Annotated in this window: 23 protein-coding genes; 19 read left to right on the top strand and 4 right to left on the bottom strand. The window is 70.1% G+C overall.

Annotation, left to right across the window (positions count from 1 at the left end):
- Window positions 1–26: 26 nt before the first annotated feature.
- From ACO1BR_RS28840 to ACO1BR_RS28880, 9 genes are all read left to right on the top strand, one after another.
- Entirely contained in the window at window positions 27–974 is a 948-nt protein-coding gene (locus tag ACO1BR_RS28840; protein ID WP_426798025.1) for an aromatase/cyclase, read from the top strand.
- A 2-nt stretch (window positions 975–976) separates the two neighbouring features.
- Window positions 977–2,509: an FAD-dependent monooxygenase gene (locus ACO1BR_RS28845; RefSeq protein WP_426798026.1), complete on the top strand. Its 1,533-nt coding sequence runs from the start codon at window positions 977–979 to the stop codon at window positions 2,507–2,509.
- 37 nt (window positions 2,510–2,546) lie between these two features.
- Entirely contained in the window at window positions 2,547–3,476 is a 930-nt protein-coding gene (rfbA, locus tag ACO1BR_RS28850; RefSeq protein ID WP_426798027.1) for a glucose-1-phosphate thymidylyltransferase RfbA, read from the top strand.
- A complete protein-coding gene (rfbB, locus tag ACO1BR_RS28855) occupies window positions 3,473–4,486 on the top strand; it encodes a dTDP-glucose 4,6-dehydratase (RefSeq protein WP_426798028.1) in 1,014 nt (337 codons plus the stop codon). Before rfbA ends, rfbB begins: the two co-directional genes overlap by 4 nt.
- A 67-nt stretch (window positions 4,487–4,553) precedes the next feature.
- The gene (locus ACO1BR_RS28860; protein WP_426798029.1) at window positions 4,554–6,152 is read left to right on the top strand and encodes an FAD-dependent monooxygenase; all 1,599 of its coding nucleotides are present in this window, start codon (window positions 4,554–4,556) and stop codon (window positions 6,150–6,152) included.
- Window positions 6,149–7,270, top strand: coding sequence for a DegT/DnrJ/EryC1/StrS family aminotransferase (locus ACO1BR_RS28865; protein WP_426798030.1), 1,122 nt, complete (start codon window positions 6,149–6,151; stop codon window positions 7,268–7,270). Before ACO1BR_RS28860 ends, ACO1BR_RS28865 begins: the two co-directional genes overlap by 4 nt.
- A 46-nt stretch (window positions 7,271–7,316) precedes the next feature.
- Entirely contained in the window at window positions 7,317–7,919 is a 603-nt protein-coding gene (locus ACO1BR_RS28870) for a dTDP-4-dehydrorhamnose 3,5-epimerase family protein (RefSeq protein WP_426798031.1), read from the top strand.
- Window positions 7,910–8,911: an NAD-dependent epimerase/dehydratase family protein gene (locus ACO1BR_RS28875; RefSeq protein ID WP_426798032.1), complete on the top strand. Its 1,002-nt coding sequence runs from the start codon at window positions 7,910–7,912 to the stop codon at window positions 8,909–8,911. The genes ACO1BR_RS28870 and ACO1BR_RS28875 overlap by 10 nt, the downstream gene beginning before the upstream one ends.
- Window positions 8,908–10,302: an NDP-hexose 2,3-dehydratase family protein gene (locus ACO1BR_RS28880; RefSeq protein ID WP_426798033.1), complete on the top strand. Its 1,395-nt coding sequence runs from the start codon at window positions 8,908–8,910 to the stop codon at window positions 10,300–10,302. The genes ACO1BR_RS28875 and ACO1BR_RS28880 overlap by 4 nt, the downstream gene beginning before the upstream one ends.
- A 97-nt stretch (window positions 10,303–10,399) precedes the next feature.
- Here ACO1BR_RS28880 and ACO1BR_RS28885 read toward each other — a convergent pair whose 3' ends face one another.
- From ACO1BR_RS28885 to ACO1BR_RS28895, 3 genes are all read right to left on the bottom strand, one after another.
- Complete coding sequence (locus ACO1BR_RS28885; protein ID WP_426798034.1) at window positions 10,400–11,899, bottom strand: MFS transporter; 1,500 nt, start codon at window positions 11,897–11,899, stop codon at window positions 10,400–10,402.
- 71 nt (window positions 11,900–11,970) lie between these two features.
- Window positions 11,971–12,609 carry an NAD(P)-dependent oxidoreductase gene (locus ACO1BR_RS28890; RefSeq protein WP_426798035.1) on the bottom strand — a complete coding sequence of 213 codons (639 nt, stop codon included), beginning with the start codon at window positions 12,607–12,609 and terminating at the stop codon, window positions 11,971–11,973.
- A 29-nt stretch (window positions 12,610–12,638) separates the two neighbouring features.
- Complete coding sequence (locus tag ACO1BR_RS28895; RefSeq protein ID WP_426798036.1) at window positions 12,639–13,817, bottom strand: glycosyltransferase; 1,179 nt, start codon at window positions 13,815–13,817, stop codon at window positions 12,639–12,641.
- Between the two features lie 449 nt (window positions 13,818–14,266).
- Here ACO1BR_RS28895 and ACO1BR_RS28900 point away from each other — a divergent pair, with 449 nt between their 5' ends.
- The 8 genes from ACO1BR_RS28900 to ACO1BR_RS28935 all read left to right on the top strand — a co-directional run bounded on the left by ACO1BR_RS28900 (window position 14,267) and on the right by ACO1BR_RS28935 (window position 23,200).
- Entirely contained in the window at window positions 14,267–14,755 is a 489-nt protein-coding gene (locus ACO1BR_RS28900) for a PhzA/PhzB family protein (protein WP_426798037.1), read from the top strand.
- Window positions 14,756–14,787: 32 nt separating this feature from the next.
- Window positions 14,788–15,963: a 3-deoxy-7-phosphoheptulonate synthase gene (locus tag ACO1BR_RS28905; protein WP_426798038.1), complete on the top strand. Its 1,176-nt coding sequence runs from the start codon at window positions 14,788–14,790 to the stop codon at window positions 15,961–15,963.
- Between the two features lie 47 nt (window positions 15,964–16,010).
- Window positions 16,011–16,634 (top strand): isochorismatase family protein, encoded by a 624-nt coding sequence (locus tag ACO1BR_RS28910; protein ID WP_426798039.1) that lies wholly within the window; start codon window positions 16,011–16,013, stop codon window positions 16,632–16,634.
- A complete protein-coding gene (locus ACO1BR_RS28915) occupies window positions 16,631–18,535 on the top strand; it encodes an anthranilate synthase family protein (RefSeq protein ID WP_426798040.1) in 1,905 nt (634 codons plus the stop codon). Before ACO1BR_RS28910 ends, ACO1BR_RS28915 begins: the two co-directional genes overlap by 4 nt.
- Window positions 18,532–19,395, top strand: a complete 864-nt coding sequence (locus ACO1BR_RS28920) for a PhzF family phenazine biosynthesis protein (RefSeq protein WP_426798041.1) — start codon at window positions 18,532–18,534, stop codon at window positions 19,393–19,395. Before ACO1BR_RS28915 ends, ACO1BR_RS28920 begins: the two co-directional genes overlap by 4 nt.
- 49 nt (window positions 19,396–19,444) lie before the next feature.
- Window positions 19,445–20,089: a phenazine biosynthesis FMN-dependent oxidase PhzG gene (gene phzG / locus ACO1BR_RS28925; protein WP_426798042.1), complete on the top strand. Its 645-nt coding sequence runs from the start codon at window positions 19,445–19,447 to the stop codon at window positions 20,087–20,089.
- Window positions 20,090–20,151: 62 nt separating this feature from the next.
- Entirely contained in the window at window positions 20,152–21,765 is a 1,614-nt protein-coding gene (locus ACO1BR_RS28930) for an amino acid adenylation domain-containing protein (protein WP_426798043.1), read from the top strand.
- A 43-nt stretch (window positions 21,766–21,808) separates the two neighbouring features.
- Entirely contained in the window at window positions 21,809–23,200 is a 1,392-nt protein-coding gene (locus tag ACO1BR_RS28935) for an FAD-binding oxidoreductase (protein ID WP_426798044.1), read from the top strand.
- Window positions 23,201–23,281: 81 nt separating this feature from the next.
- Here the strand turns inward: ACO1BR_RS28935 and ACO1BR_RS28940 are convergent, their stop codons facing one another.
- Complete coding sequence (locus ACO1BR_RS28940; protein WP_426798045.1) at window positions 23,282–23,626, bottom strand: hypothetical protein; 345 nt, start codon at window positions 23,624–23,626, stop codon at window positions 23,282–23,284.
- Between the two features lie 204 nt (window positions 23,627–23,830).
- Between ACO1BR_RS28940 and ACO1BR_RS28945 the strand changes: the two genes are divergently transcribed.
- Both ACO1BR_RS28945 and ACO1BR_RS28950 read left to right on the top strand, forming a co-directional pair.
- On the top strand, window positions 23,831–24,931 hold the full coding sequence (locus tag ACO1BR_RS28945) for a phenazine antibiotic biosynthesis protein (RefSeq protein WP_426798046.1): 1,101 nt from the start codon (window positions 23,831–23,833) through the stop codon (window positions 24,929–24,931).
- Window positions 24,931–26,331 (top strand): aldehyde dehydrogenase family protein, encoded by a 1,401-nt coding sequence (locus ACO1BR_RS28950; protein ID WP_426798047.1) that lies wholly within the window; start codon window positions 24,931–24,933, stop codon window positions 26,329–26,331. The genes ACO1BR_RS28945 and ACO1BR_RS28950 overlap by 1 nt, the downstream gene beginning before the upstream one ends.
- Window positions 26,332–26,463: the final 132 nt, after the last annotated feature.

Genomic DNA, 26,463 nt, shown 5'->3' on the forward strand with positions numbered 1-26,463 from the left:
CGACCGAAGCCCGAGGAGAGGCAGCAATGACAGCGAACGGTCTGCGCGAGGTGGCACACGAGATCACGGTCGAGGCCCCGGCCGAGGACGTCTACCGGCTGATCGCCGAGGTGGAGAACTGGCCCAGGATCTTCCCGCCCACCCTCTACGTCGAGCACCTGGAACGCGACGGCGACCAGGAGCGCATCCAGATCTGGGCCCTCGCCAACGGCGAGGCGAAGAACTGGACTTCACGCCGCACGCTCGACGCGGAGTCGCTGCGCATCGACTTCCGTCAGGAGGTGTCCACCCCGCCCGTGGCCGCCATGGGCGGCGGCTGGATCATCGAGCCGCTGACCGCGACGTCGTGCCGCGTCCGGCTGCTGCACGACTACCGGGCGATCGACGACGACCCGGACGGACTGGCGTGGATAGCCCGGGCCGTGGACCGTAACTCCCGTTCGGAACTGGCCGCGCTCAAGACCAACGTCGAACGCGCCCACGCGGAAGCGGAGCTGACGTTCTCCTTCGAGGACACCGTCCACATCGACGGCTCCGCCCGGGACGTCTACGCGTTCATCAACGAGGCGCAGCTGTGGCCGCAGCGACTGCCGCATGTGGCGGCCGTGGAGCTGACGGAGGAGACGCCGGGCCTGCAGACCTTGCGGATGGACACCCGCGCCAAGGACGGGTCGACGCACACCACCAGGTCGTACCGGGTCTGCTTCCCGCACGACAAGATCGGCTACAAGCAGGTGACCCTGCCGGCGCTGATGAACCTGCACACCGGCTACTGGACGTTCCGCGAGACCGAGGACGGCCGGGTGGCCGCCTCCTCGCAGCACACCGTCGTCCTCAACACCGAGAACATCGCGAAGGTGCTCGGCGCCGGGGCCACCGTCGTCGATGCCCGCGACTACGTGCACAGCGCACTCAGCACCAACAGCCTCGCCACCCTTGGTCATGCCAAGGACTACGCGGAGAGCAGGCGCTGACAGTGGCAGCAGCCGAGCAGTCCCACGCCTGCACCACACAGATCCTCGTCGTCGGCGGTGGCCCTGTCGGGCTGCTGCTCGCCGGAGAGCTGCGGCTGGCCGGCGCCGAGGTGGTGCTCCTTGAGCGGCGCGACGCCCCGACGACCGAATCGCGGGCAACCACCCTGCACGCCAGGACCATGGAGATCCTCGACGCCCGCGGGCTGCTCGGCCCGCTCGGCGCCCCACCCCGCGAGCCGCGCGGTCACTTCGGCGGCATTCCGCTCGACCTGACACTGCCGGGACCGTACGCGGGGCAGTGGAAGGTGCCGCAGACGCGGACCGAGGAGCTTTTGGAGGAGTGGGCGCGCTCCCTCGGTGCCGACATCAGGCGCGGGCACGAACTGGCCACGCTCACCGTGCGGGAGGACCACATCGAAGCCGAGGCGGCGGCGCCGGCCGGCCCGGTCCGCGTCCGGGCCGGGTACGTGGTGGCCTGTGACGGCGAGGACAGTACCGTGCGCCGCCTGACCGGGGTCGGCTTTCCCGGACACGGGGCCCGCCGCGAGCTGCTGCGCGCGGATCTGGCCGGTATCGACATCCCCGACCGGCGCTTCGAGCGCCTCGCCGGGGGGCTGGCCGTCTCCGCCCGCCGCGGCGACGGCGTCACCCGTGTGATGGTCCACGAATTCGGTGCGGCACCCCGACACCGCACCACCGCGCCGGACTTCGACGAGATCGCGGATGCCTGGGGGCGCGTCACAGGTGAGGACATCACCGGCGGTACGCCCCTGTGGCTCAACTCCTTCGGCGACGAGAGTCGGCAGCTCACCCACTACCGGCACGGCCGCCTGCTGTTCGCCGGAGACGCTGCGCACCGGCAGCCGCCGATCGGCGGCCAGGCACTCAACCTCGGCCTGCAGGACGCGGCCAACCTCGGCTGGAAGCTCGCTGCCGCCGCCCGGGGCTGGGCTCCGCCCGGCCTGCTCGACAGCTATCACACGGAACGTCACGAGGTCGGACGGCGGGTCCTCGCCAACATCGAGACCCAGTCGGGCCTGCTGTTCGGCGGTGTCGAGTCCGAACCGCTCCGTGCGCTGTTCGGCGAACTGCTCCCGCTGGACGGCGTGCGCACCCATCTGGCCGGGATGATCTCCGGCGTCGACATCCGCTACGGCTTCGACGGCACCGGCGACCACCCGCTGCTCGGCGCGCGCCTGCCGCAGGCCGCGCTGGTGACGGATGAGGGCCCGGCCACCACCTTCGCCCTTCTGCGGGCCGGCCGGGGAATCCTGCTGGATCTCACCGGCGGAGGCAACACCGGGCTCCTCAACGCCGCCGCACCCTGGGCGGACCGGGTCCGGCCGGTCACGGCCCTCCTCGCGGAGCCGGCCGCTCAGGAGTTGCCGCCTGGCACCGGCGCCGCCCTGGTACGCCCGGACGGCCATGTCGTCTGGGCCGCACACGGAAGGGCAGCGGACTCGGCCGGGTCGGTCGCCGCACTGCACCGCTGGTTCGGCGAACCCGCGGCGGACGCGACGCCGGCCGCCCGATGACGCCCTGCAACGCCCGGACCCTCAGAAAGGCGGGGGAGTGAAAGGAATCATCCTGGCCGGCGGCCACGGCACGCGGCTGCACCCGATCACGCTCGGGGTCTCCAAGCAACTGCTGCCGGTCTACGACAAACCCATGGTCTACTACCCGCTGTCGGTACTGATGTTGGCGGGCATCACCGAGATCCAGATCATCTCCGCCCCCGGCGACCTTGCCGGATTCCAGCGTCTGCTCGGCGACGGTTCCGCTCTGGGCCTCACGCTCAGCTATGTCGAGCAGGACAAGCCCAGGGGCCTGGCCGACGCCTTCATCCTCTCGGCCGACCACATCGGGGACGACTCCGTCGCGCTCGTGCTGGGCGACAACATCTTCCACGGCCCCGGCTTCGGTGAGCTGCTCAGGGACCGCGCGCAGAACGTGGACGGCTGCGTGCTGTTCGGCTACTCGGTGCGTGACCCCGAGCGCTATGGCGTCGGGGAGACCGACGGCACGGGACGGCTGGTGTCCATCGAGGAGAAGCCCGCCCGGCCGCGCTCCAACCTGGCGATCACCGGTCTCTACCTGTACGACAACGACGTGGTCGACATCGCGCGCTCGCTGCGCCCGTCCGAGCGAGGCGAGCTGGAGATCACCGATGTCAACCTCACTTACCTGGCGCGTGGCAAGGCCGGTTTCGTCGAGCTGGGGCGCGGCTTCGTATGGCTGGACACCGGTACCCACGACGCGCTGACCGAGGCGAGCCAGTACGTGCAGATCATGGAGCACCGTCAGGGCGTACGCATCGGCTGCATCGAGGAGATCGCGTGGCGCATGGGTTACATCGACCGGGAGACCTGCCACCGCCTCGGCCGGGCACTGGCCAAGTCTCCCTATGGCCAGTACGTCATGGACATCACCGAGACCGGACGGCTCCGCACCGCACCCGACGGCGGCCTCGGCGCCGCCGAGCCGCTGGAGGCGGCGTCATGAGGATCCTGGTGACCGGGGGCGCCGGATTCATCGGTTCCCACTACGTCCGCTCGCTGTTGTCGGGCGCGTACGGGCCCGGTGAACCGGCCGTCACCGTACTCGACAAGCTGACCTACGCAGGCAACCGCGACAACCTTCCCGCTCGCCATGAGCGGCTCGACTTCGTGCACGGCGACATCTGCGACCGGAAACTGCTCACCGGACTGCTGCCGGGCCACGACGCGGTGGTGCACTTCGCCGCCGAGTCACACGTGGACCGATCGGTCGACGGGGGAGCGGATTTCGTCCGGACCAACGCGGGCGGTACCCAGTCGGTGCTGGAGGCCGCGGTACGCGCCGGGACCGCGCGCGTGGTGCATGTTTCCACGGACGAGGTGTACGGCTCCATCAGTGAGGGCTCGTGGACGGAGCAGAGCCCGCTGCTGCCGAACTCCCCCTATGCCGCGTCCAAGGCGAGCTCCGACCTGATCGCACGCTCCTACTGGCGTACCCATGGCCTGGATGTGTCCATCACCCGGTGCACCAACAACTACGGCCCCCACCAGCACCCGGAGAAGCTGATTCCACGGTTCGTCACGAACCTGCTGGAGGGCGAGCCGGTGCCGGTCTACGGGGACGGCAGCAACCGCCGCGAGTGGCTGCACGTGGAGGACCACTGCCGCGCTGTCCACCTGGTCCTGACCCGCGGTGGAGCAGGGGAGATCTACAACGTGGGCGGCGGCAACGAGCTGACCAACCTCGATCTGACCGAACGCCTCGTGAAGTTGTGCGGAGCGGATGCCTCCGCGGTGCGGTACGTCGCCGACCGTAAGGGACACGACCTGCGCTACTCCCTGAGCGACCGCAAGATCCGCGAGCTCGGGTACGAGCCGCGCGTGCCCTTCGACGACGGCCTCGCCGCCACCGTCGCCTGGTACCGCGACAACCCCGGCTGGTGGAAGCCGACCAAGGATCAGGAGGCGTGCTCGCCGCGCCCCGACCGTCCGCATCCCCCGCGCGACAGGTGCTGACGCCGAGCGAGCGGGCCTCCCGATCGCACGAAAGACCGGAAACGCCCCACACAGGAAGGGAAGACCCATGGCGACGGGAGCACCCGGCACTCCGCCGCGAGCGGCACCGACAGACCCCGAAGAGGGCACGGAGGAAACGGACGTCATCGTCGTCGGCGCCGGACCCACCGGTCTGATGCTCGCCGGCGAACTGCGCCTGGGCGGCGTACGTGTCGTCGTCGTGGAGCAGCTCCCCGAGCCCACCGGCCAGTCCCGGGGGCTGGGGTTCACCGCCAGGGCCATGGAGGTGTTCGACCAGCGCGGCCTCCTCGCCGGGTTCGGTCCTGACCTCGCGGCCAGCCCGCATGGACACTTCGGCGGCATTCTCTTCGACTACTCCGTTCTCCAGGACGCCCACTTCGGGGCGCGTGGCGTCCCGCAGTCGCGCACTGAGGCGGTGCTTGAGGAATGGGCGCGCTCGCTGGGCGCGGACATCCGGCGGGGCTGGGAGCTGACGGGGCTCACCGACCTCGGCGACGCCGTGGAGATCAACGCCCGTGCGGCCAAGGGAGACCGCCGGCTGCGCGGCGCGTACCTGGTGGGCTGCGACGGCGGGCGCAGCGCGGTGCGCACGAGGGCGGGGTTCGACTTCCCCGGTACCCCGGCGGGTCGCGAGATGTACCTGGCCGACGTGGTCGGCTGCGGGATCCGGCCGCGCTTCCTCGGCGAGCGGCTGCCCGGCGGCATGGTGATGGCGGCTCCCCTCGGCGAGGGCGTGGACCGCGTCATCGTCTGCCCGGACGGCGTTCCGGCGGGTGAACGCTCCCAGCAGCCCGGTTTCGCCGAGGTCGCGGACGCCTGGTGGAGGATCACCGGCGAGGACATCAGCGGCGGCACCGCGGACTGGGTCAGCTCCTTCACCGACACCACCCGCCAGGTCACGCAGTATCAGCGCGGCCGGGTGCTGCTGGCCGGGGACGCCGCGCACATCCACCTCCCCGCGGGCGGCCAGGGGCTGAGCACCGGCGTGCAGGACGCGGTCAACCTCGGCTGGAAGCTCGCCGCGACCGTGCAGGGCTGGGCACCGCCCGGCCTGCTCGACACCTACGGCAGCGAGCGCCACCCGGTGGGAGCCAGGCTGCTGATGAACACCCGCGTCCAAGGCATGCTCTACATCGGCGGCGAGGAGGCCGACCCGCTGCGCGCGCTGTTCGCCGAGCTGATCGCGTACGACGACGTCAAACGCCATCTCGCGGGCGTGGTCAGCGGATTGGACGTCCGCTACGACATGGGTGAGGGCAGCCATCCGCTGCTGGGCAGGCGCCTGCCACCGCGCCGTCTGGCGACCGCCGCCGGCCCCACCTCCACCACCGCCCTGCTGCACACTGCCCAGGGCGTACTGCTCGATCTCACCGACGACCCCGGGACGCGCGCGGCGGCGGCCGGCTGGAAGGACCGGGTGCTGACGGTGACCGGCACCCCCGCCGAACCGGTCATGGGCGACGCGCTCGTCGGCACCGCTGCCGTACTCGTCCGGCCCGACGGCCATGTCGCCTGGACCGGCACGGACGCCGGCGGCCTGACCGAAGCCCTGCACCGGTGGTTCGGCCCGCCTGCGGCGTACGGGGCACCGCCCCGGCCGGCAGCCGCCCGCGCACGACACGACGACCATGAGGAGAACCTGTGACCGTCCACGTCTGGGACTACCTGGCGGAGTACGAGAAGGAGAAGGAGGACATTCTCGATGCCGTCGAGCGGGTCTTCGCATCGGGCCAACTGGTGCTTGGCCAGAGCGTCAAGGGCTTCGAGGAGGAGTTCGCCCGCTACCACGGCGCCGGATACTGCACCGGCGTCGACAACGGAACCAACGCCCTCAAGCTCGGTCTGGAGGCGCTGGGCGTCGGTCCCGGTGACGAGGTCATCACGGTGTCCAACACCGCGGCGCCGACGGTCGTCGCCATCATGGGCACCGGAGCGACACCGGTCTTCGTGGACGTCCGGGAGTCGGACTTCCTCATGGACACCGACCAGGTCGAAGCGGCCGTCACGCCCCGTACCAAGGTGTTGCTGCCGGTCCATCTGTACGGTCAGTGTGCCGACATGGCACCGCTGAAGCGCATCGCGGGCAAGCACGGCCTGAAGATCCTGGAGGACTGCGCCCAGGCACACGGTGCCCGCCACCACGGCAGACTGGCCGGCACCATGGGCGACGCCGCCGCGTTCTCCTTCTACCCGACCAAGGTGCTCGGTGCCTACGGCGACGGTGGCGCGGTGATCACCTCCGACGAGGAGACCGACCGCGCGCTACGGCAGCTGCGGTACTACGGCATGGAGAAGGTCTACTACGTGGTCCGCACACCGGGCCACAACTCCCGCCTGGACGAGGTGCAGGCGGAGATCCTGCGCCGCAAGCTCGGCCGTCTGGACGCGTATGTCGAGGGACGCAACGCGGTGGCCCGCCGCTACGAGGAGGGCCTCGGCGACCTGACCGGGCCCGGCGGGCTGTTGCTGCCGGCCACCAATGACGGCAACGGACATGTCTATTACGTCTACGTCGTCCGCCACCCGCGGCGCGACGACATCCTCGAAGCCCTCAAGGCGTATGACATCTCACTGAACATCAGCTACCCCTGGCCGGTGCACACGATGTCCGGCTTCGCTCGTCTGGGCTGGTCCGAGGGGTCGCTGCCGGTCACCGAGAAGCTGGCCGGCGAGATCTTCTCGCTGCCGATGTACCCCTCGCTGCCCGAGGCGGTGCAGGAGCGGACCATCAGCGCTCTGCGCGAGGTGCTGGCAGCGCTGTGAAGTGCGTCGACGATTCCCGAACACACCAGTGAAAGCAGTGAGCATCGTGCAGACAGAGAAGCTGGGCATCGACGGAGCCTTCGCGTTCACGCCCCCGGTATATCGGGACGACCGTGGTCTGTTCACCTCGCCCTTCCAGGACGCGGCCTTCACCGAGAGCATCGGCAGACCGCTCTTCCCGGTGCGGGACGTCAGCCACAACATCTCCGCCCGAGGAGTGCTCCGCGGCATCCACTACACCACCACGCCGCCGGGCCGGGCCAAGTACGTCTACTGCCCCTACGGCACGGTGCAGGACTACCTGGTCGACCTGCGGGTCGGCTCACCGACATTCGGCCGATGGGAGACGACCGAGCTCAGCGGCGACAACTGCCGGGCCCTGTACCTCCCGGTCGGGGTCGGGCATGCCTTCCTGTCCCTCAAGGACGACTCGATGGTGGTGTACCTGATGTCGGAGGGCTACGTGCGCGAGAACGAGTGCGCGGTCTCGCCACTCGACCCCGCACTGGGCCTCCCCTTCCCGAAGGACTGCGTGCCGGTTCAGTCGGAGCGGGACCTCTCGGCGCCCACCCTGGCCGAAGCCGAGGAACGCGGCCTGCTGCCCGAGTACGAGATCTGCAAGAAGGCGGAGGACCGGCTGTGGCTGTGAACCCCCCGCTGATCACCGTCCTCGGCGCCACTGGTTTCGTCGGCTCCGCGGTACTGCGCGAACTGGCCAGGCAGCCGGTGCGCATCAGGGCCGTCTCCCGGCGCCCGGCAGCCGTTCCGGCCGTGGCCCGCGCCGACGTCGAGGTGCGTGCGGCCGACCTGACCGAGCCCGGCGAGATGGCCGCGGCCGTCGCCGGAGCGGAGGCCGTCGTCCATGCGGTTCTCTACAGCGCCGGTACGTCGACCTGGCGGATCGAGGACGGCGACGCGGCGGCCGAGCGGGTCAACGTGGGCCTGGTCCGTGACCTCGTCGGCGCCCTGGCGGACAGGGCCGGCGGACCACGCACCAAGGTGCTTTTCACCGGCGCCGCGTCCCAGGTGGGCCCCTGCGACAAGGTCGTCCTCGACGGCACGGAGGAGGACCTGCCCGCCGGCGAGTACGACCGCCAGAAACTCACCGCCGAGCGGCTGTTGCTGGACGCGGATGCCCGTGGTGTCCTGTGCGGCGCCTCGCTCAGGCTGCCCACGGTGTTCGGCTACGGCCCGGACTCCACCGCACGGGACCGGGGCGTGATCACCGCGATGGTGCGCAGGGCGCTGGCCGGTGACCCGATCACGATGTGGCACGACGGCACGGTCCGGCGCGATCTGCTCTACGTGGAGGACCTGGCCCGCGCCGTCGCCGCGGGCGTGCGCCATGCCGAGGCGCTCGCCGGGCGGCACTGGCTGCTCGGTACCGGTGCCGGCCGGCCGCTGGGCGGTGTGTTCGAGCAGATCGCCGCCCTGGTCGCCGAGCGGACCGGGAATCCGCCGGTGCCGGTACTCGCCGTCGAGCCGCCCGCGCACGCGGAGGCCGGTGACTTCTCCAGCGTCACCATTGACGCCTCGGCGTTCCGGGGGGTCACCGGCTGGGATCCGCAGACGCCGCTCACCGAGGCGCTGCGGCGCACGGTCGCCTTCCTCGCGGACGAAGCGGAGAGGGACCCGAAGTGAAGGCACCCACGCTTCTGCGCCCGCGAGCCGAACAGACGCTGTCCGCCCGACTGTCCCGGTCCGCGGCGGCGACCGGCAGCGGCCACTGGATGCGGACCGAGGAAGTCACCGGCTGGCTCGCCGGGCGGTCCCGGGCCCACCGGTTCACGGTGGAGCGGGTGCCGCTCGGCGACCTGGACGGTTGGTCCTTCGAGCCCGGCACCGGCAACCTCGTCCACCGCAGCGGTGGGTTCTTCTCCGTCGAGGGGGTGTCCGTCTCGGTCGGCGAAGGCCCGGTGCCGAGGTGGCGCCAGCCGATCATCCACCAGCCGGAGGTCGGGATACTCGGCATTCTGGCCAAGGAGTTCGACGGCGTCCTGCACTTCCTGATGCAGGCCAAGATGGAGCCGGGTAACCGCAACATCCTGCAGTTGTCGCCCACGGTGCAGGCCACCCGCAGCAACTACCGGCGGGTCCACCAGGGTTCGGCGGTCAGATACCTCCAGCACTTCGTCCAGCCGGGCTCCGGGCGGGTCCTGGCCGACTCGCTCCAGTCCGAGCACGGCTCCTGGTTCTTCCGCAAGGCCAACCGCAACATGCTGGTGGAGACCGACGCCGAGGTCCCCCTCGACGACGACTTCTGCTGGCTGACCCTGGGGCAGATCGGCGAGCTGCTACGGCTCGACAATGTCGTCAACATGGATGCCCGTACGGTCATCTCCTGCTTCCCGATGTCCGCGCCGGAGGCGGGCGCGCTGTGCTCCGACACGGAGCTGCTCTCCTGGTTCACGGCGGAGCGAGCGCGCCACGACGTCGAGATCCACCGCGTCCCGCTGGCCGACGTCGATGGCTGGGAGCACGACGCCCACGGCCTTGGGCGCCCGGACGGCCGGTACTTCCGGGTGACCGGCGTCTCGGTCGAAGCGGGCAACCGCGAGGTCACCGGATGGGCGCAGCCCCTGTTCGAGCCGTGCGGGACGGGTGTCACGGCGTTCTTGTTCCGGCGCATCGGTGGTGTACCGCATCTGCTGGTCCACGCCAAGGTGGAGGCCGGGTACCTCGACACCGTCGAACTGGCGCCGACCGTCCAGGCGACGCCGGGGAACTGGGAGCATCTGCCGGCCGGCGCGAGGCCGCCGTTCCTCGACACGGTGCTGACCGCGGAGCCGCGACGGATCCGTTATGAGGCGCTGCACTCGGAGGAGGGCGGCAGGTTCCTGAACGCGGAGAGCCGCTGTCTGTTCGTGGCCGCCGACGCGGAGGGTCCGGGCGACACCGCCCCGAATCCGCGGAGCGGCTACCAGTGGGTGACCGTCGGCCAGCTCAACTCGCTCACCGCACACGGCCATTACCTCAATGTTCAGGCCCGCACTCTGCTCGCCTGCGTCAATGCCGGTGCCGTCAAGTTGTAGCCCGGGAAGTCGCCGCCGGCCCCGGGTGCCGTCCGACCGGGGCCGAGGCGCGTCAGGAGGCCGGTCATGGGCCCTGAACGGCGGGAAGCGGGTGGTCTCACGCGGGGACGGCGTGCCCGCCCTGCGGATCCACGTCGACCTTTCCCCGGCGGTAGAGCAGGAAGCTGATGACGGCTCCGGCAACGAAGAGTGCCGCCGACCACCAGTAGGCCGTCGCGTAGCTGCGTAGCGCCGCTTCCTGCACCGCGGCGTCGGAGTGGCCCCGCCGGTGGAGATAGTCGGACGCGGCACCGGTGGCGAGGGTGTTGAGCAGCGCCAGGCTGAGGGAACCGCCCACCTGGAGCACCATGTTGACGGTCGCCGATGCGACACCGGCGTCCTCGGCGTCGACGCCGTACGTGGCCAGGTTGATCGCGGGAGCCATCGCCCCGCCGAGCCCCGCACCCACCACCAGCAACGCGGGCAGCACGCCCGTCGGATAGCTGCTGCCGAGATCGAGTGAGGTGAGCCAGACCAGCCCCACGGCGGTCAGGGCCATCCCCACGGGAACGACCGGGCGGGGGCCGATCCTGGGCACCAGGCCGGCCGCCAGGACCGGAGCCACACCCATCGCCCCGATCATGGGGAGGAAGGCCAGACCCGTGTTGAGCGCCGAGTACCCCAGACTCTGCTGGAGGTAGTACGTCAGGAACAGGAAGATCCCCATCAGCCCGCAGCCGACGACCAGGATCGAGAGGAAGGACGCGCCACGGTTGCGGTCCAGCAACACCCGCAGCGGTAGCAGTGGTTGGGGTGCCCGGCTCTGCCACCACAGGAAGACCACCAGCAGGGCCGTGCCGGCAACCAGGAAGCCCCAGGCCGACGGGGCGCTCCAGCCGTCGAGCTCGGCGTTCGCGGTGCCGTAGACCAGGCTGAACACACCGGCGGAGACGGCCACAGTGCCGGGCAGGTCCAGTTTGGGCCGTGCCGTGATGCGCCGGGTCCCGGTGAGCACCACCGCCCCGCCGACGAAGGCCGCCAGCGCGAAGCCCAGGTTGACATAGAGGCACCAGCGCCAGTTCACGTACTCGGTGAGTACTCCGCCCAGCAGCAGGCCGACCGCTCCTCCTGCGCCCGCTATGACGCCGAAGACGCTGAAGGCTTTGGCGCGTTCGCCCGGGTCGGTGAATGTCGTGGTCAGCAGGGAGAGCGCGGCGGGTGCCAGCAGTGCACCGGACAGCCCCTGTCCGGCCCGCGCTGCCACCAGCATCGCAAAGCCGGTGGCAGCGCCGCCGACCGCGGACGCGCCGGCGAAGCCGACCAGGCCGATCAGAAAGGCACGCTTGCGGCCGAACAGGTCGGCGACGCGTCCGCCCAGGAGCAGCAGACTGCCGAAGGGAAGTGCGTAAGAGGTCAGGACCCACTGCCGGTCGCCGTCGGAGAAGTCGAGCGCCGACTGTGCCGACGGCAGTGCGATGTTCACGATCGTGGCATCCAGCACGACCATCAACTGGGCCAGACCGATGACGACCAGCGCCCACCAGCGACGCCTGGCACCAGCGCCTTCCGGGCCCGGGCTCGTCGGCCCTGCATCCGTGCGGATTTCGGGTTGGGGCATGGTCCTTCTCCTCGGGAGGTCCGGCTGGTCCACGGGCCGGTCCCCGGCCCGGATGCCGCACGGCGGACGCGCTATGCGGCTCCGACGCCGATGGCGTGGCGGATGGTGCCTGGATCGGTCAGGACGGTGAGCAGCGCCGTCGCGAGGTCGGCGCGGGTCAGACTGGAGCCGCTGACGTTGGCTTCGAAGGCGGTGCGATACCGCCCCGTGCCTGGTTTGTCGGTCAGGTAGGGCGGACGCAGCACGGTCCACTCGGCGGCACTGTCGGCGAGGAGCGCTTCCATCCGCTCCAGGTCCGCGTAGGTGTTCCGGTAGATGGCCCGGATGACGGGGGTGACGGTCATCCGGAACCAGAGCGGTTCGCCCGCTCCCGAGCGCAGCACCGGCTGAGCGCTGATGGCCGCGATCCGGTGCACGCCGGTGCTTTCCATCGCCGCCAGAATGCTGCGGACGCCGTTTGCGCAGACCTGCCCGGTGTCCTTTCGGCCCACCGCCCCGAGCGCGGAAATGACGGCGTCCGCTCCGGCGAGGGTGGGCTTCAGTGCCTCCGGGTCGAACACGTCGGCCTTGATGATCTGCAGGTTCCGGTGCTGCAGGGGCAGCTTGGCGGGCGTGCGGACGACGGCCCGCACGTCGTGCCCGGTGTCCAGGGCCTGCTCGACGACGAGACGGCCGGTCCCACCGGTGGCGCCGAAGACGGTGAGTTGCATGGAGATGTCTTTCCGTGGGGGTGGAGGGGCTACGCGCGGTGTGCGCGGGCGAGCCGAGCGAGCTGCTCGACGACGTCGAGGGGGTCGGGCATGGCCGCGAGCTCGGCGGCGACGTCCTCGCTCACCGCGCGGAAGGTAGGCTCCCGTACCGCGCTGCGGAGCGCTGCGCCCACCACTGCCGCGGTGCATCCGGCCGGGTCGACCACCACACCCGCGCCACGCTTCCCGACGACCTGGGCGTTGGTCAGCGCGTCGCCCTTGGTGGTGGGGATGACCACCTGAGGGACGCCCACGGCGAGGGCGGAGAACATGGTGCTCATCCCGCCGTGGTGGACGACGGCGGCACAGCTGGGCAGCACCGCGCTGAGCGGCAGGAACTCGTCCATCAGGTGCACCCGCGCGGAGAGTTGCCCCAGCTTCGCCGTCAGGTCCGAGCCGCCGGACGTCACCACGACTTCGGCGTCCAGCTCCTCGGCGCCCCGGATGACCTCCCGCAGCAGGTGGACCTGGGTGTCGTTGTGGGCGGGTACCGAGCCGAGCGTCACCAGGATCCGCGGACGTTCCGGTGCCGCGAGCACCCACGAAGGCACTCGTCCACCGCCGTTGTACGAGCTGGGGCGCATCGTCAGCAGCTCGTACGGCACCGCTTCCCGCGGCGCGGTCGGGTTGATCTTCTCCAGGGACTCAGGGCCCAGGCTGAGCTCCGCGTCGGGGTGGCGCGGCAGTTCGGCGACTCCCGCCTCAGCGGCCACGGAGGGGACCACGTCGGTGAGGAGCGGGAACATCGGATGGCGCAGACCTATGCCGTGCTCCACCGCCAGGCTGCCGGCCGCACGTGCCGCGAGTAGTCCCACCGGCAGCATCGGCGGGTACAGCACCACGTCGGCCGCCCAGTCCCGGGCGGTGCGCACGAGGCCCGGCAGCATCATGTCCCCGATGTCGCCGAACGCGCCGAACACCTGCCGCATGACGAACTCCACGGACAGTTCCTCGCCGATGGCGGTGGACGCGAGCCTCACGTAAGGGGCGGTGATGTCCTGGCCGGGCGCGGCATCGACGGCGGACAGACCCGCCTCGGTCGCGGCGCGCAGTGCCGGTCCGCCCGCGGCGAAGAGCACCTGGTGCCCGGCGAGCCGGGCCGCGTGGGCCAGCGGGACGAGAGGGACGGTGTGCGAGAACCCGGGCGTCGTCATGAAGAGAAATCGCATGGTTGCCGGCGTGCCTTTCCATCGTGGGCCGACGCGGACCTGCAGCGGACGGCTCGTCGAGTCGTACGAGACATGCAAAAGGGGTCGGGGCGGAAAGCCGGTGCGAGTACGCCGGTAGCGGCGGTTCTTCGATGGCCGGTGCCGTCCGGGCCCCGTCACAAACCGAGTAAAGCTTCCATGTTTTTTCGAGCCCGATGCGCCATCTGTCCCTGATTTAACGGGGAGTTGGCAGGCATCTGACGATGTTCGCACACCCTTGCGGAGCCTTCGCCGAACATGACTGAGGCTGACGTCGAGCTGAACCGCTGTTTCTTGAACGGCTTCCGGAGACCGGCGAGACTTGCGGCCACGGGGACCAGTGCACATTCCCCTCGGCCCTGCGATTCATGCATGGTCCATCGCCCAGGGCCCGTCATTCCTTTCGGCACTGCACAGTTTGGAGGGCCAGCATGCCCGAATCCGCTCAGTCCCAGGGTTTCGCCGACGAGGCCGAACTACGCCGGAGCAACCGGGCGATCGTGGAGAAGTACATGGCTTGTAGGGGCCAGGACCGGCTCCAGCGCCACACCCTGTTCACGGAGGACGGCCGGGGCGGTCTGTGGACCACCGACACCGGTTCCCCGATCAGCATCAACGGCCGGGACCGGCTCGGCGAGCACGCGGTGTGGTCCCTGAAGACCTTCCCGGACTGGGAGTGGTACAACATCGAGGTCTTCGAGACCCAGGACCCGAACCGCTTCTGGGTGGAGTGCGACGGTCGCGGCAAGATCCGCTTCGCCGATTACCCCGAGGGCTACTACCAGAACCACTTTCTGCACTCGTTCGAGTTCGAGAACGGAAAGATCAAGCTGCAGCGGGAGTTCATGAACCCGTTTGAGCAACTGCGTGCGCTCGACATTCCCGTTCCGGAGATCAAGCGCGCAGGCATACCCACTTGATCGGCCCTCCACCGCCACATAGGAGACCCCCTGTGGACGAAGTCCTGCGTGATATCCGTGTCCGCGAGGCGTTGCAGCAGCCTCAATGGCCTGACATGCCGCAGGTGGATCGTGTGGGGGACGCGCTGGCCGCGAGGCCGGCGCTCGTTCAGGCCGCCGATCTGCGTCTGCTGCGCGACTCGCTGGCCCGCGTGGTCACCGGCGAAGCCATGGTGGTACAGGCCGGGGACTGCGCCGAGGATCCCGCGGAGTGCACGCCTGACGATGTCCTGCGCAAGGCGGCACTGCTCGACCTGCTCGCCGGAACACTGCAGATGACCGCGCACCGGCCGGTCATCCGCGTGGGACGGATCGCGGGCCAGTTCGCCAAGCCCCGTTCCCAGGCCACCGAAACGGTGAGTGACGTCGAAGTCCCGGTGTTCCGGGGCCACATGGTCAACGGACCCGAGCCGGATCCGGAGACCAGGCGCCCCGATCCGCTGCGCATCCTCACCGGCTACATGGCCGCCGGCGACATCATGGAACACCTGGGATGGCGCGGGCGCGCCGCCGGACGCAACCCCATCGGACCGCTGGTGTGGACGAGTCACGAGGCGCTGCTGCTCGACTACGAGATCCCCATGCTCCGCATCGACGAGCGGGGCAAGCTGTTCCTCGGCTCCACGCACTGGCCCTGGATCGGCGAGCGCACCCGTCAGCTGGAGGGTGCCCATGTGGCACTCCTGGCTCGGGTGAGCAACCCGGTGGCCTGCAAGGTCGGTCCCTCGATGGAACCCGGTGAGCTGCTGGCGCTCTGTGAGCGGCTCGACCCGGCCCGCGAGCCGGGCCGGCTCACCCTCATCGCCCGCATGGGAGACGACCGCATCACCGAGCGGCTGCCACGGCTGGTGGAGGCTGTACGCGGTGCGGGCCACCCGGTCATCTGGCTGACCGACCCCATGCACGGCAACACCGTCGCGGCGCCGGACGGGAACAAGACCCGCCATGTGGAGACCGTCTCCCGCGAGGTGAGGCGCTTCCAGGAGGCCGTCCTGGGCGCCGGCGGCGTATGCGGCGGTCTGCACTTGGAGACCACACCCGACGACGTCACGGAGTGCGTCTCCGGCGACACCGAACTCGGCCACGTTGGTGACAAATACACGACGTTCTGCGATCCGAGGCTCAATCCGCGACAGGCTGTTTCGGTGGTTTCCGCCTGGAACGCCTGACCCCCGGACGTGTCAGAGCCCCGAGTCAGGTATGGGAAGGCAAAGCCATGACCGGCATACCCCTCATCGAGCCCTATGCGCTTCCGACCGCGGGCGACCTGCCCGTCAACACCGCCACATGGACGCCCGACCCGGACCGCGCGGTCCTGCTCGTCCACGACATGCAGCGCTACTTCCTGGCGCCCTTCCCGGACGGTGTCCGCGACCAACTGGTCGGCAACGCGGCGGCGTTGCGCGACCGTTGCGCTTCCCTCGGTGTTCCGGTGGCGTACACGGCCCAGCCCGGCGGCATGACCGAGGAACAGCGGGGCCTGCTCAAGGACTTCTGGGGCCCGGGTATGCGCAGGGACCCGGCCGACCGCGAGGTGGTCGACGAGCTGGCGCCACAGGAAGCGGACTGGCAGCTGACGAAGTGGCGCTACAGCGCGTTCCACAAGTCAGGGCTCCTGCAGCGGATGCGGGAGAGCGGCCGTGACCAGCTGATCGTGTGCGGGGTCTACGCCCATGTCGGGGTCCTGATGACGGCCGTCGAGGCGTTCACCCATGACATCCGGACCTTCTTCGTCGCCGATGCCGTCGCCGACTTCTCCGAGCACTACCACCGACTGGCCGTCAGCTACGCCGCGGAGCGCTGCGCGATGGTCACCACGGCGAAGGAGGTCTTCGCATGACCGGGCGCAGTACCACCGCTCCCGCCGGGGAAGGCGATCTGCTCGACCGCGTCCTGGCGGACCGGCCGGCGGCCTTCGCCCTGCTGTACCGGCCCGAAGCCGAGGGGGCCGACACCCTCGACGTGCTCGTCGGGCAGGTGACGACGCCGGAGACCCTCGCCGGGATCCCGCTGCCGGACGAGCCGTCCCGGCTCTCCGGCGCCCATCACGAAGTCCTCGCCGTCATCCCGTACCGGCAGATCGCGGAGCGCGGCTACGAGGCTCCTGACGATGGCGCTCCGTTGATCGCGCTGACCGTCACCGACCAGCAGCGGCTGCCCCTCGCCGAGGCACTGGCCCGGATCCCCCAGGTGCCGACCGCACTGAGCGGCGGGCACTTCGACGTGGCCGACGACGATTACTGCAAGACCGTCCAGGATGTCGTCGACGACGTGATCGGTGTCGGCGACGGCGCCAACTTCGTCATAAAACGCTCCTTCGTCGCGGACATCACCGACTACGGGCCGCACAGCGCGCTGTCCTTCTTCACCCGTCTCGTCGAGCGGGAGGCGGGCGCCTACTGGACGTTTCTCATCCACACGGGCGAGCACACCTTCGTCGGTGCGTCGCCCGAGCGCCACATCAGCGTCGAGGACGGCAGGGCGGTGATGAACCCCATCAGCGGCACCTACCGCTACCCGCCCACCGGCCCCACGCTCCCGGGCGTCATGGACTTCCTCGCCGACCGCAAGGAGACCGACGAGCTGTACATGGTCGTCGACGAGGAACTGAAGATGATGGCCCGGATCTGCGAGACGGGTGGCCGCGTGACCGGCCCCTTCCTCAAGGAGATGACCCGCCTCGCCCACACCGAGTACTTCATAGAAGGCCGCACCGCGCACGACGTGCGCGACATCCTGCGCGAGACCATGTTCGCGCCCACCGTCACCGGCTCACCACTGGAGAGTGCCTGCCGGGTCATCGCGGCGTATGAACCGGAGGGACGCCGCTACTACAGCGGAGTGGCCGCGCTCATCGGACGGGACGAGCGCGGCGGGCGGGCACTGGACTCCGCCATCCTCATCCGCACCGCGGACATCGACAGCTCGGGCCGGGTACGCATCGGTGTCGGCGCCACCCTCGTGCGCCACTCCGATCCGGCCTCCGAGGCCGCCGAGACCCGAGCCAAGGCGTCCGGGCTGGTGGCCGCCCTGGAGTCCGGGGGCACCGGGCGCTTCGCCGCCCACCCCGACGTCCGTGCCACTCTGGAGCGGCGCAACGACTCCATCGCCGGCTTCTGGCTGCGCGACACCGTCGGCCGCCCCGCGCCGCTGCCCCGACTCGACGGCCGCCGGGTGCTGATCGTGGACGCCGAGGACACCTTCACCGCCATGATCGGCCACCAACTGCGCGCGATGGGGCTGACGGTGACGGTACGTCGCTTCGACGAGGAGTACTCCTTCGACGATCACGAGCTCGTTGTCATGGGGCCGGGCCCCGGAGACCCGAGCGAGACGAGTCACCGCAAGATCGCCCATCTGCACACGGCGGTGCGCACCCTGGTGAAGCGGGGCGGCCCGTTCCTCGCCGTATGCCTGAGCCATCAAGTGCTCAGCCTGGCGCTCGGCTTCGAAGTGACCCGCCTGCCCACCCCCAACCAGGGTCTGCAGAAGGAGATCGATCTCTTCGGCCGCCGGGAACGGGTCGGCTTCTACAACACGTTCGCCACCCGGAGCCGCGAGGACAAACGCGAGGTCGCGGGAGTGGGGGTGGTGGAGGTGAGCCGTGATCCGGACACCGGAGAGGTGTACGCGCTGCGCGGCCCGCGCTTCGCTTCCCTGCAGTTCCACGCCGAGTCGGTACTCACCCAGAACGGACCACGCATTCTCGCCTCCAGTGTGCGGGACGCGCTCGGCACATGACCACAGAACAGCGGGAGAACCAGATGTACCCCTACGTAGTCGTCGACGCCTTCGCGACCGAGCCGCTCAAGGGCAACCCGGTGGCCGTCTACTTCGGCGCCGACGATCTGACTGCACATCAGATGCAGTGCATCGCACGGGAGATGAACCTTTCGGAGACCACCTTCGTGCTCCTGCCGAAGGAGGGCGGCGACGCGCACATCCGGGTCTTCACCCCGGTCAACGAGCTCCCCTTCGCCGGGCACCCGCTGCTCGGCACCGCGATAGCCCTGGGCAACCGCGTCCAGGCGGACCAGCTGAAGCTGGAGACCGCGATGGGGCTCATCCCCTTCGAGCTGGAACGCGGGGACGGGACGGTGACCGCGGCCTGGATGCAGCAGCCGGTGCCGACCTGGGAGCCCTTCGCGCAGCGGGACGCACTGCTGGCGGCGCTGGGGGTGCGCGATACCGCGCTCCCCGTGGACATCTACCGGAACGGCCCGCGTCATGTCCTCGTCGCCCTCGGCAGTGTCGAGGAGCTCTCGGCCCTCACCCCCGACCACCGAGCCCTCGCCCAGTTCCCCGACATGGCGGCCAACTGCTTCGCCGGATCCGGAGCGAACTGGCGGAGCCGGATGTTCTCACCCGCATACGGAGTGGTCGAGGACGCGGCCACCGGCTCGGCGGCCGGGCCCATCGCGATCCATCTCGCCCGCCACGGCCTGATCGAGTACGGACAGCGGATCGTGATCACCCAGGGTGTCGAGATGGGCCGCCCCTCGCCGATGCACGCGCTCGCCCACGGAGCCGGTGACCGGGTCGACTCGGTCGAGGTGGGAGGCGACGGGGTTGTGGTGATCGAAGGGACGCTGCGACTGTGACCGCCGCAAGCACCCGCAGCCCCTTCGACACCCGTACCCAGGGAGATTCATGAGCAGCACCAGGTCGGAGTCCCTCACCGCGACGGTGCAGGTCGGTTTCCCCGAGTTCCGCACGCCGCCACCCGAGCCGATGGACCTGCTGCGCCGGTGGCTCGCCGACGCACTGGATCACCAGGTCCGCGAGCCCCGGGCGCTGGCCCTGGCGACCGCCGACGCCCGCGGCCGGTCCTCGTGCCGGATCGTCGTGATCAACAAGGTGACCGACACGGGGTTCGTCTTCCTCAGCCACGACGGCAGCCGGAAGGGACGCGAACTGGCCGCCAACCCGTGGGCCTCGGGCGTCCTTTACTGGCGGGAGACAAGCCAGCAGATCGCCGTCGCCGGCCCGGTCGACAAGCTCCCCGACGCCGACGCCGACGCCCTGTGGAACGCTCGCCCCGTCTTCACCCACTCCATGTCGACGGCTTCTCGGCAGAGCGAGCCGCTGGCGGACCTTATGGAGGTCGAAGCGCTGCGCGAGCACGCCGGCCAACTGGCCGGGCGCGGTCCGCTGCCCCGGCCCACCGCCTTCGCCGCCTACGAACTCCGGCTCGACAGCGTGGAGTTCTGGGCCAACGGCACCGACCGACTGCACGAGCGGCTGTGCTACGACCGGCGCGGCGAGGGCTGGAGCATCAGCCGGCTCCAGCCGTGACGGGCCCGGCGCCCTCCCAGGACCCTCCGACGAAGCACCTCGAAGCGGAACGCGAGAACACCATGCAGGGATCTTCCTCCCCCTTCCTCCACGCCGGCTTCTGCGCCTCGGCCCGGCGTTTTCCGGAACGATCCGCCCTGATCCTCGACGGGCGTGCCTGGACATACGCGGAGCTGGACGCACTCGCCCGCCGCTGGGCCGCCGCGCTCACCAGCGCGCGCAAGCAGCCGCGGCGGGTGGGCATCCTCGGCCACCGCAGCATCGTCACCTACGCCGGCTTCCTGGCGGCTCTCTATGCCGGTGCGACCGTGGTGCCGATGAACAGGAAGTACCCGGCGTCCCGCAACAAGGAGATCGCCGACCGTGCCGGAGTGGAGGTGATCCTGGCCGACCAGGGCTCCGCCCCGCAGCTCGGCCGGCTCCTCGCCGACATGTCCGACGCACCGCCGGCCGTCCTCCCGGAGAGCGACGCGGTGCCCCAGGGCGTACCGGGTCACGTCCGGATTCTCACCCGAGCCGATGTCGAGGGCTGCACCCCGCTGGACGGGCCGGTGTTCACCGACCCTGGCGACAGTGCCTATCTGCTGTTCACCTCGGGTTCGACGGGCCGCCCCAAGGGCGTACCGATCTCGCACGCCAACGTCGCCGCCTTCCTGCGTGTCAACACCGAGCGGTACGCCTTCACGGCGGAGGACCGCTTCACGAACACCTTCGACCAGACCTTCGACCTGTCCGTCTTCGATCTGTTCATGGCCTGGGGCAGTGGAGGCTGCCTGCTGCCCATGGACGCCTTCGACCTCATGACACCGCTCGACTTCATCCGCGAACACGACGTCACCGTCTGGTTCTCGGTCCCTTCCGTGGCCGTGCTGCAGCATCGCAGGGGGCTTCTGGAGCCGGGCGGTCTCCCGTCGCTGCGCTGGAGCCTGTTCTGCGGCGAGGCGTTGCCGGCGACGGTGGCCCAGGCATGGCAGGAGGCGGCCGCCGGCTCCGTACTGGAGAACCTGTACGGGCCGACTGAGGCGACCATCGCCTGTATGGCGCACCGCTGGGATCCGCGGACCTCGCCGGAGCGCTCGGCCAACGGCATCGTGCCGATCGGCAGGCCCTATCCCGGTATGGAGGTCGCGGTGCTGGCCGAGAGCGGAGACCCGCTTCCGGACGGCGAGGCGGGAGAGCTCTGCCTGACCGGCACACAGGTCTTCGAGGGGTACCTGAACGCCCCGCGGCAGACCGAGAGCGCCTTCCACACCACGGCGCAGGACGGCGCCGAGCCCCGCAGGTGGTACCGCACGGGTGACCTGTGCCGCAGGATGGCCGACGGGGAGTACAGCTATATCGGGCGCCGCGACACGCAGGTGAAGATCCTCGGCCACCGCATCGAACTGGGTGAGGTGGAGTCCCACCTCCTTCAGCGCCAAGGGGTGGCTCAGGCCGCGGTCGTGGCCGTGCCGGGCGACGAGGAGGGCGTGCTGGTGCTTGCCGCGATCCTCTCCGGCGAGGGTCTGGACATTCCCGCGGTGGACGAGGAACTGCGCGCCGGCCTGCCCCCTTACATGATTCCGCTGACCTTCCACACCCTGGACGTCTTCCCGCTGAACGCCAATGGCAAGGTCGACCGCACGGCGCTGCGTGACCAGGTGATCTCCGGTGAGCTGGAGCCCTTCCCGCTCTGACCCGCACGGGCTTTGACCGGTACGAGAGAGAGGACTGCTCCCCATGAACGGCGCCGCTGCGGCGGGCTCCCTGCAAGAACACGTGCGGGGCGCGGTGCTGGTGCCCGGCAACGAAGGGTTCGACGACGGATGCGCGGGATTCCAGACCGCCTACCGTCACCGGCCTTCCCTACTGGTGCGGGCGGCCGGGCCCGCCGACGTGACGGCGGCCGTGGCGCATGCCGCCGACCGGGGACTGCCGGTGGCCGTACAGGCGACCGGTCACGGTCTTTCGGTACCCGTCGAGGGTGGCGTACTCATCAGCACCGCCGCGTTGACGGGCGTCACGGTGGACGCTTCGGCACGCACTGCGCGGATCGCGGCCGGTACCAGGTTCGCAGAGGTCATCGAAGCCGCGGCCCGCTATGGCCTCGCCCCGTTGAACGGCTCGGCGCCCGGAGTGGGCGCGGTCGGCTACACGCTCGGCGGCGGACTGGGCTTGCTGGCACGGCAGTTCGGCTATGCGGCGGACCATGTGAAGGCCGTCGACATCGTCACCGCCGACGCCCGGCTGCGACGGGTGAGCGCCGACAGCGATCCCGGGCTCTTCTGGGCGCTGCGCGGAGCAGGCGCGAACTTCGGCGCGGTGACAGGCATGGAGATCGGCCTGGTGCGCGTCAGCCGGATCTACGGCGGTGAGCTGACCTTCGACGTCGCCCGCGCTCCCCGTCTCCTGGAGGCGTACCTCCGGTGGACCGAGACGCTTCCCGAGGAACTGACGTCCTCGGTCTCACTGATCGGCTACCCCGATCTGCCGGCGCTCCCCGCCCGGCTGCGTGGCCGCTACGTGGCCCATGTACGGATCGCGTTCACCGGGGATGCGAGGACGGGAGAGACGCTGTCCGCGCCGCTCCGCGCGGCGGGCCCCCTGTTGTCCGACACGCTCGGGGAGATGCCGTACACGGAGTGCGGCGCGATCTACAACGATCCGTCTCAGCCGCACGCCTACGCGGGCGACAACGTCCTGCTCCGCGAGTTCGGCAGCGACCAGGCCGCTGTGGTGACGGAACTGGCCCGTCCCGGCGCGGCGGTGCCCTGTGTGGTCGACGTACGCCACCTGGGCGGAGCCCTGGGCCGGGCGCCCGAGGTGCCGAACGCGGTGGGCCACCGCGAGGCCCGCTATCTCCTGCGAGTCCTGTCGCCGGTGCAAGACACCGATCCGGGCGAGGTGCGCAGCGCGCAGCGCAAGGTGCTGGACTCCTTCGCCCCGTACTCCGCCGGCGGACGATGCCAGAACCTGGTGTACGGCGGACACCATGCCGGTGCGGTCGACGACCTGGCCGGCGACTTCTGGGAACCGGCTGACCAGCGGCGGCTCACCGAGCTGAAGACCCGCCTCGACCCGGCCAACCTGTTCCGCTGCAACCGCAACATCCCGCCAGATCAACGGACTTGAGAGCGAGCCCGCGGCGTCCCGGAACACTCGGGGCGCCGCGCCGGCATGTCCGGCCGAGCCAGGCCGGTGCCCCTGCCCCGGCTAGGCGTCCGGCCCTTGAAGCGCCAGTCCAAGCCCGGCGAAGGAGGGGAGCGAGTGGTGCCCTTCGACGGTCGCCTCCACGTCGAACCACTCGCGGAAGGCGAGCGGATAGCCGATCAGTTCACCGGCGCTCCGGGGCAACTTCGCCGCGGCCGCGGCCTCTTCGGACTCCCAGAGGAACACCGCTCCCCAGCGGTTCTTCTCCGGGTCGGACACCCATACCTTCAAAAGCAGACCGGGAATGTCCGACCAGGAACGCTCGGCCTCTTCGCGCAGGAAGTCGCGCAGCGTCTCGGCGGTGTGCTGTGACTCGGAGAGATCCCACCAAGCGATCATTGCCTTCATCGCACCAGTGTATGAGCGGGGGGCGGCGACGGCCGGTACTCATTCTCAACACATCTGCCGTATCGGAAAGAAGTTGAGTAGTGGTTACTCATGCAGACGCGCACCCTCTGGTGATCGAATGCCGGATATCAGTCAATTCACCATTGGGCCCGGCAATCGGGACCGGCCGGCCATCCACAGCCGACCCTTGTGTTTGGAGGACGCGTGGCGCGTGCAGAGCTGTCGATCCTGGACTTGCCCCATGACGCGAGTCCGGACCCCGACGAACTCGTCCGGGCTGCGATGGAATGGCATTTCGGCCCGGAGACCGGCTCTCCCTTCTGGCTCAGGAGGGCGGAGTCGCTGGATTTTGAGCCGCTGTCCGACGTCAAGGGCTACGACGACCTGAAGCTTTTCCCCAACGTCGCCAACGAACTGCGTGACGTGCCTGCCGCCGACCTCGTGCCGCGTGGCTACGGTCAACAGCCCGACATCGTCGGCGTCTTCGAGAGTGGCGGCACGACCGGCGCGCCCAAGCGTGTGATCTGCCCGCGCGACTGGATGGAGAAGTTGGTCGCCTGGAGCAACGCCAACCTCGACGTGCACGGCTTCCCGCGCGGCGTCGACTGGCTCGGTATCACCCCCTCCGGCCCGCACATCGTCGGAGAGATCTTCCGCCGCTCCGCGCTCACCCACGGCCGGTACGGATTCCAGATCGATCTCGACCCGCGCTGGGTGAAGCGGCTCATCTCCGAGGGCAAGGGCAGCCAGGCGGATGCCTACGCCGAGCACGTCATCGACCAGGCCGCGCACGTTCTGCGTACCCAGCCCATCGGGGTGATGACGGTGACGCCACCCCTTCTGGAGCGCATCGCGCAGCGCGATGAGCTGGTGGAGCTCATCAACGAGAAGGTGCGGGCGATCCGTTGGGGCGGTACCCAAATGGACGCCGACAGCGCGCAGCTGTACCGCACGGAGATCTTCCCCGAGGCGACCCTCTACGGCCACTACGGCAGCACGATGATCCTCGGCATCGCCGGACAGCGCCACGGCACCCCGCTCGGCGAGCCGTGCGTGTTCGACACCTTCTCGCCGTACATCACGTTCCAGGTCGTGGAGCCGCACACCGGCAACGCCGTGGCCTACGGCGAGCGCGGTCAGGTCGTGATGCACCATGTCAGCAGGGCGCTGCTGCTCCCCAACAACCTGGAACGCGACACCGCGATCCGGGTGGCCGCTCCGGAGGGCCGGATCGGGGACTCGGCCGCGGGCATCGCCCCGGTGGCGCGTTTCGACGACGAGGCCGTCATCGAGGGGGTTTACTGATGACGGACTCGGAGACTCCGCAGGTCGACCAGGAACCGACGCTGCCCGTGCTGGACGCGCTGGGCCCGTCGGGTCCGTACCGCACGCACAACCGTCAGCGGATCACGGATGTGACGGGCACGGCCATGGCCGAAATGAGCCTGGTTCCCGCCCTGTTCGTCAAGCGCACCATGAAGGCGCTGCACGCCGCCGCCGTGTTGCCCGCCGCGGAGCGGGCGACTGCGCTGGCCCGTGCGGCCGAGCTGTTCCGGTCTGCCACGCTGGGCGGTATGACGGCGCGGGAGTACGAACTGGCCGTGACCCGGGTCTCCGGACTTCCGGTCAACGTCGTACGTGTCGCCACGCAGACCTGCGCCGAGCGCGTCGCCCAGAGCTATCGCAGTGTCCAACTGGCCCGGCCCGCCGGCGCGGTGTCCGACTGGCGCGACCCGCTGGCCCGCACCGGTCAGGCGGTGTGGAGCCGGCGCGGCGAGGTGCTGGCCGTGCACGTGCCGGGCAACCACCCTGGTACGCACGGTTTCTGGCCGGAGGCGCTGGCACTCGGCTACCGGGTCGCGGTGCGCCCGTCCACCAGGGAACCGTTCACCGCGCAGCGGCTGGTCCTCGCGCTGCGCGAGGCGGGGTTCGGCGACGATCACGTGGCGCTGCTGCCCTGCGGGCACGAGGCCGCCGACGCCATCGTGCGCGGCGCGGACCTGGCTTACGGCGGTGACGAGATCATCCGCAGCTACGCGGACGACCCCGGTGTGCTCTCCCTGCAGCCGGGACGCTCGAAGATCCTGCTGACCGCCGACACCGACTGGCGCGAGCACCTCGACATGATCGTCGATTCGGTCGGCCGGCATGCCGGCAGCGGCTGCGTGAATGCCACCGCGGTGCTCATCGAGGGGGACCCGGCGCCGTTGGCCGGAGCCATCGCCGAGCGTCTTGCGGCCCTGCCGAGCCTGCCGCCGGACGACGAGAAGGCATGCCTGCCCGTTCAGCAGACCAAGGCGGCACGGGCGCTGGAGCGGTTCGTTCTCGATCGTGCCGAGGGGACCCGGGCCTGGCTCGGGGGGACGGGCTTCGTCGACGAGCTCGGTGACGGCAGCGCCGTACTGCGCCCCGTGGTTCACCAGGTGAACGCCCCTGACGCCCCGCAGGTCGGCGCCGAAGTGCCGTTCCCCTGCGTGTGGGTCGCTCCATGGAGTCGCGAGGACGGCATCGAGCCGCTGTGCGACACCCTGGTACTGACGGCCGTCACCCAGGACGAGGAGCTCGTCGACGCGCTGGTCGCCGAACCGACGATCAGCAACCTGCACGTGGGCAGCCATGCCACGCACTGGCACCGCCCCGGGCTGCCGCACGACGGCTATCTCGGGGAGTTCCTGATGCGAAGCAAGACCGTCGTCCGCGTCTGACCGGACCGGACCGGACGGCTCCGGGCGCAGCCCCCAAAGCGCCCGGTAACTACCAGCCAGCAGCCGCTGCAACCCCAGGGAGCGATGTGTCCCGCCGCCTGTTCACCTCGGAGTCCGTCACCGAGGGCCACC

The organism is Streptomyces sp. YGL11-2 (assembly GCF_050054615.1).
GTDB lineage: Bacteria > Actinomycetota > Actinomycetes > Streptomycetales > Streptomycetaceae > Streptomyces.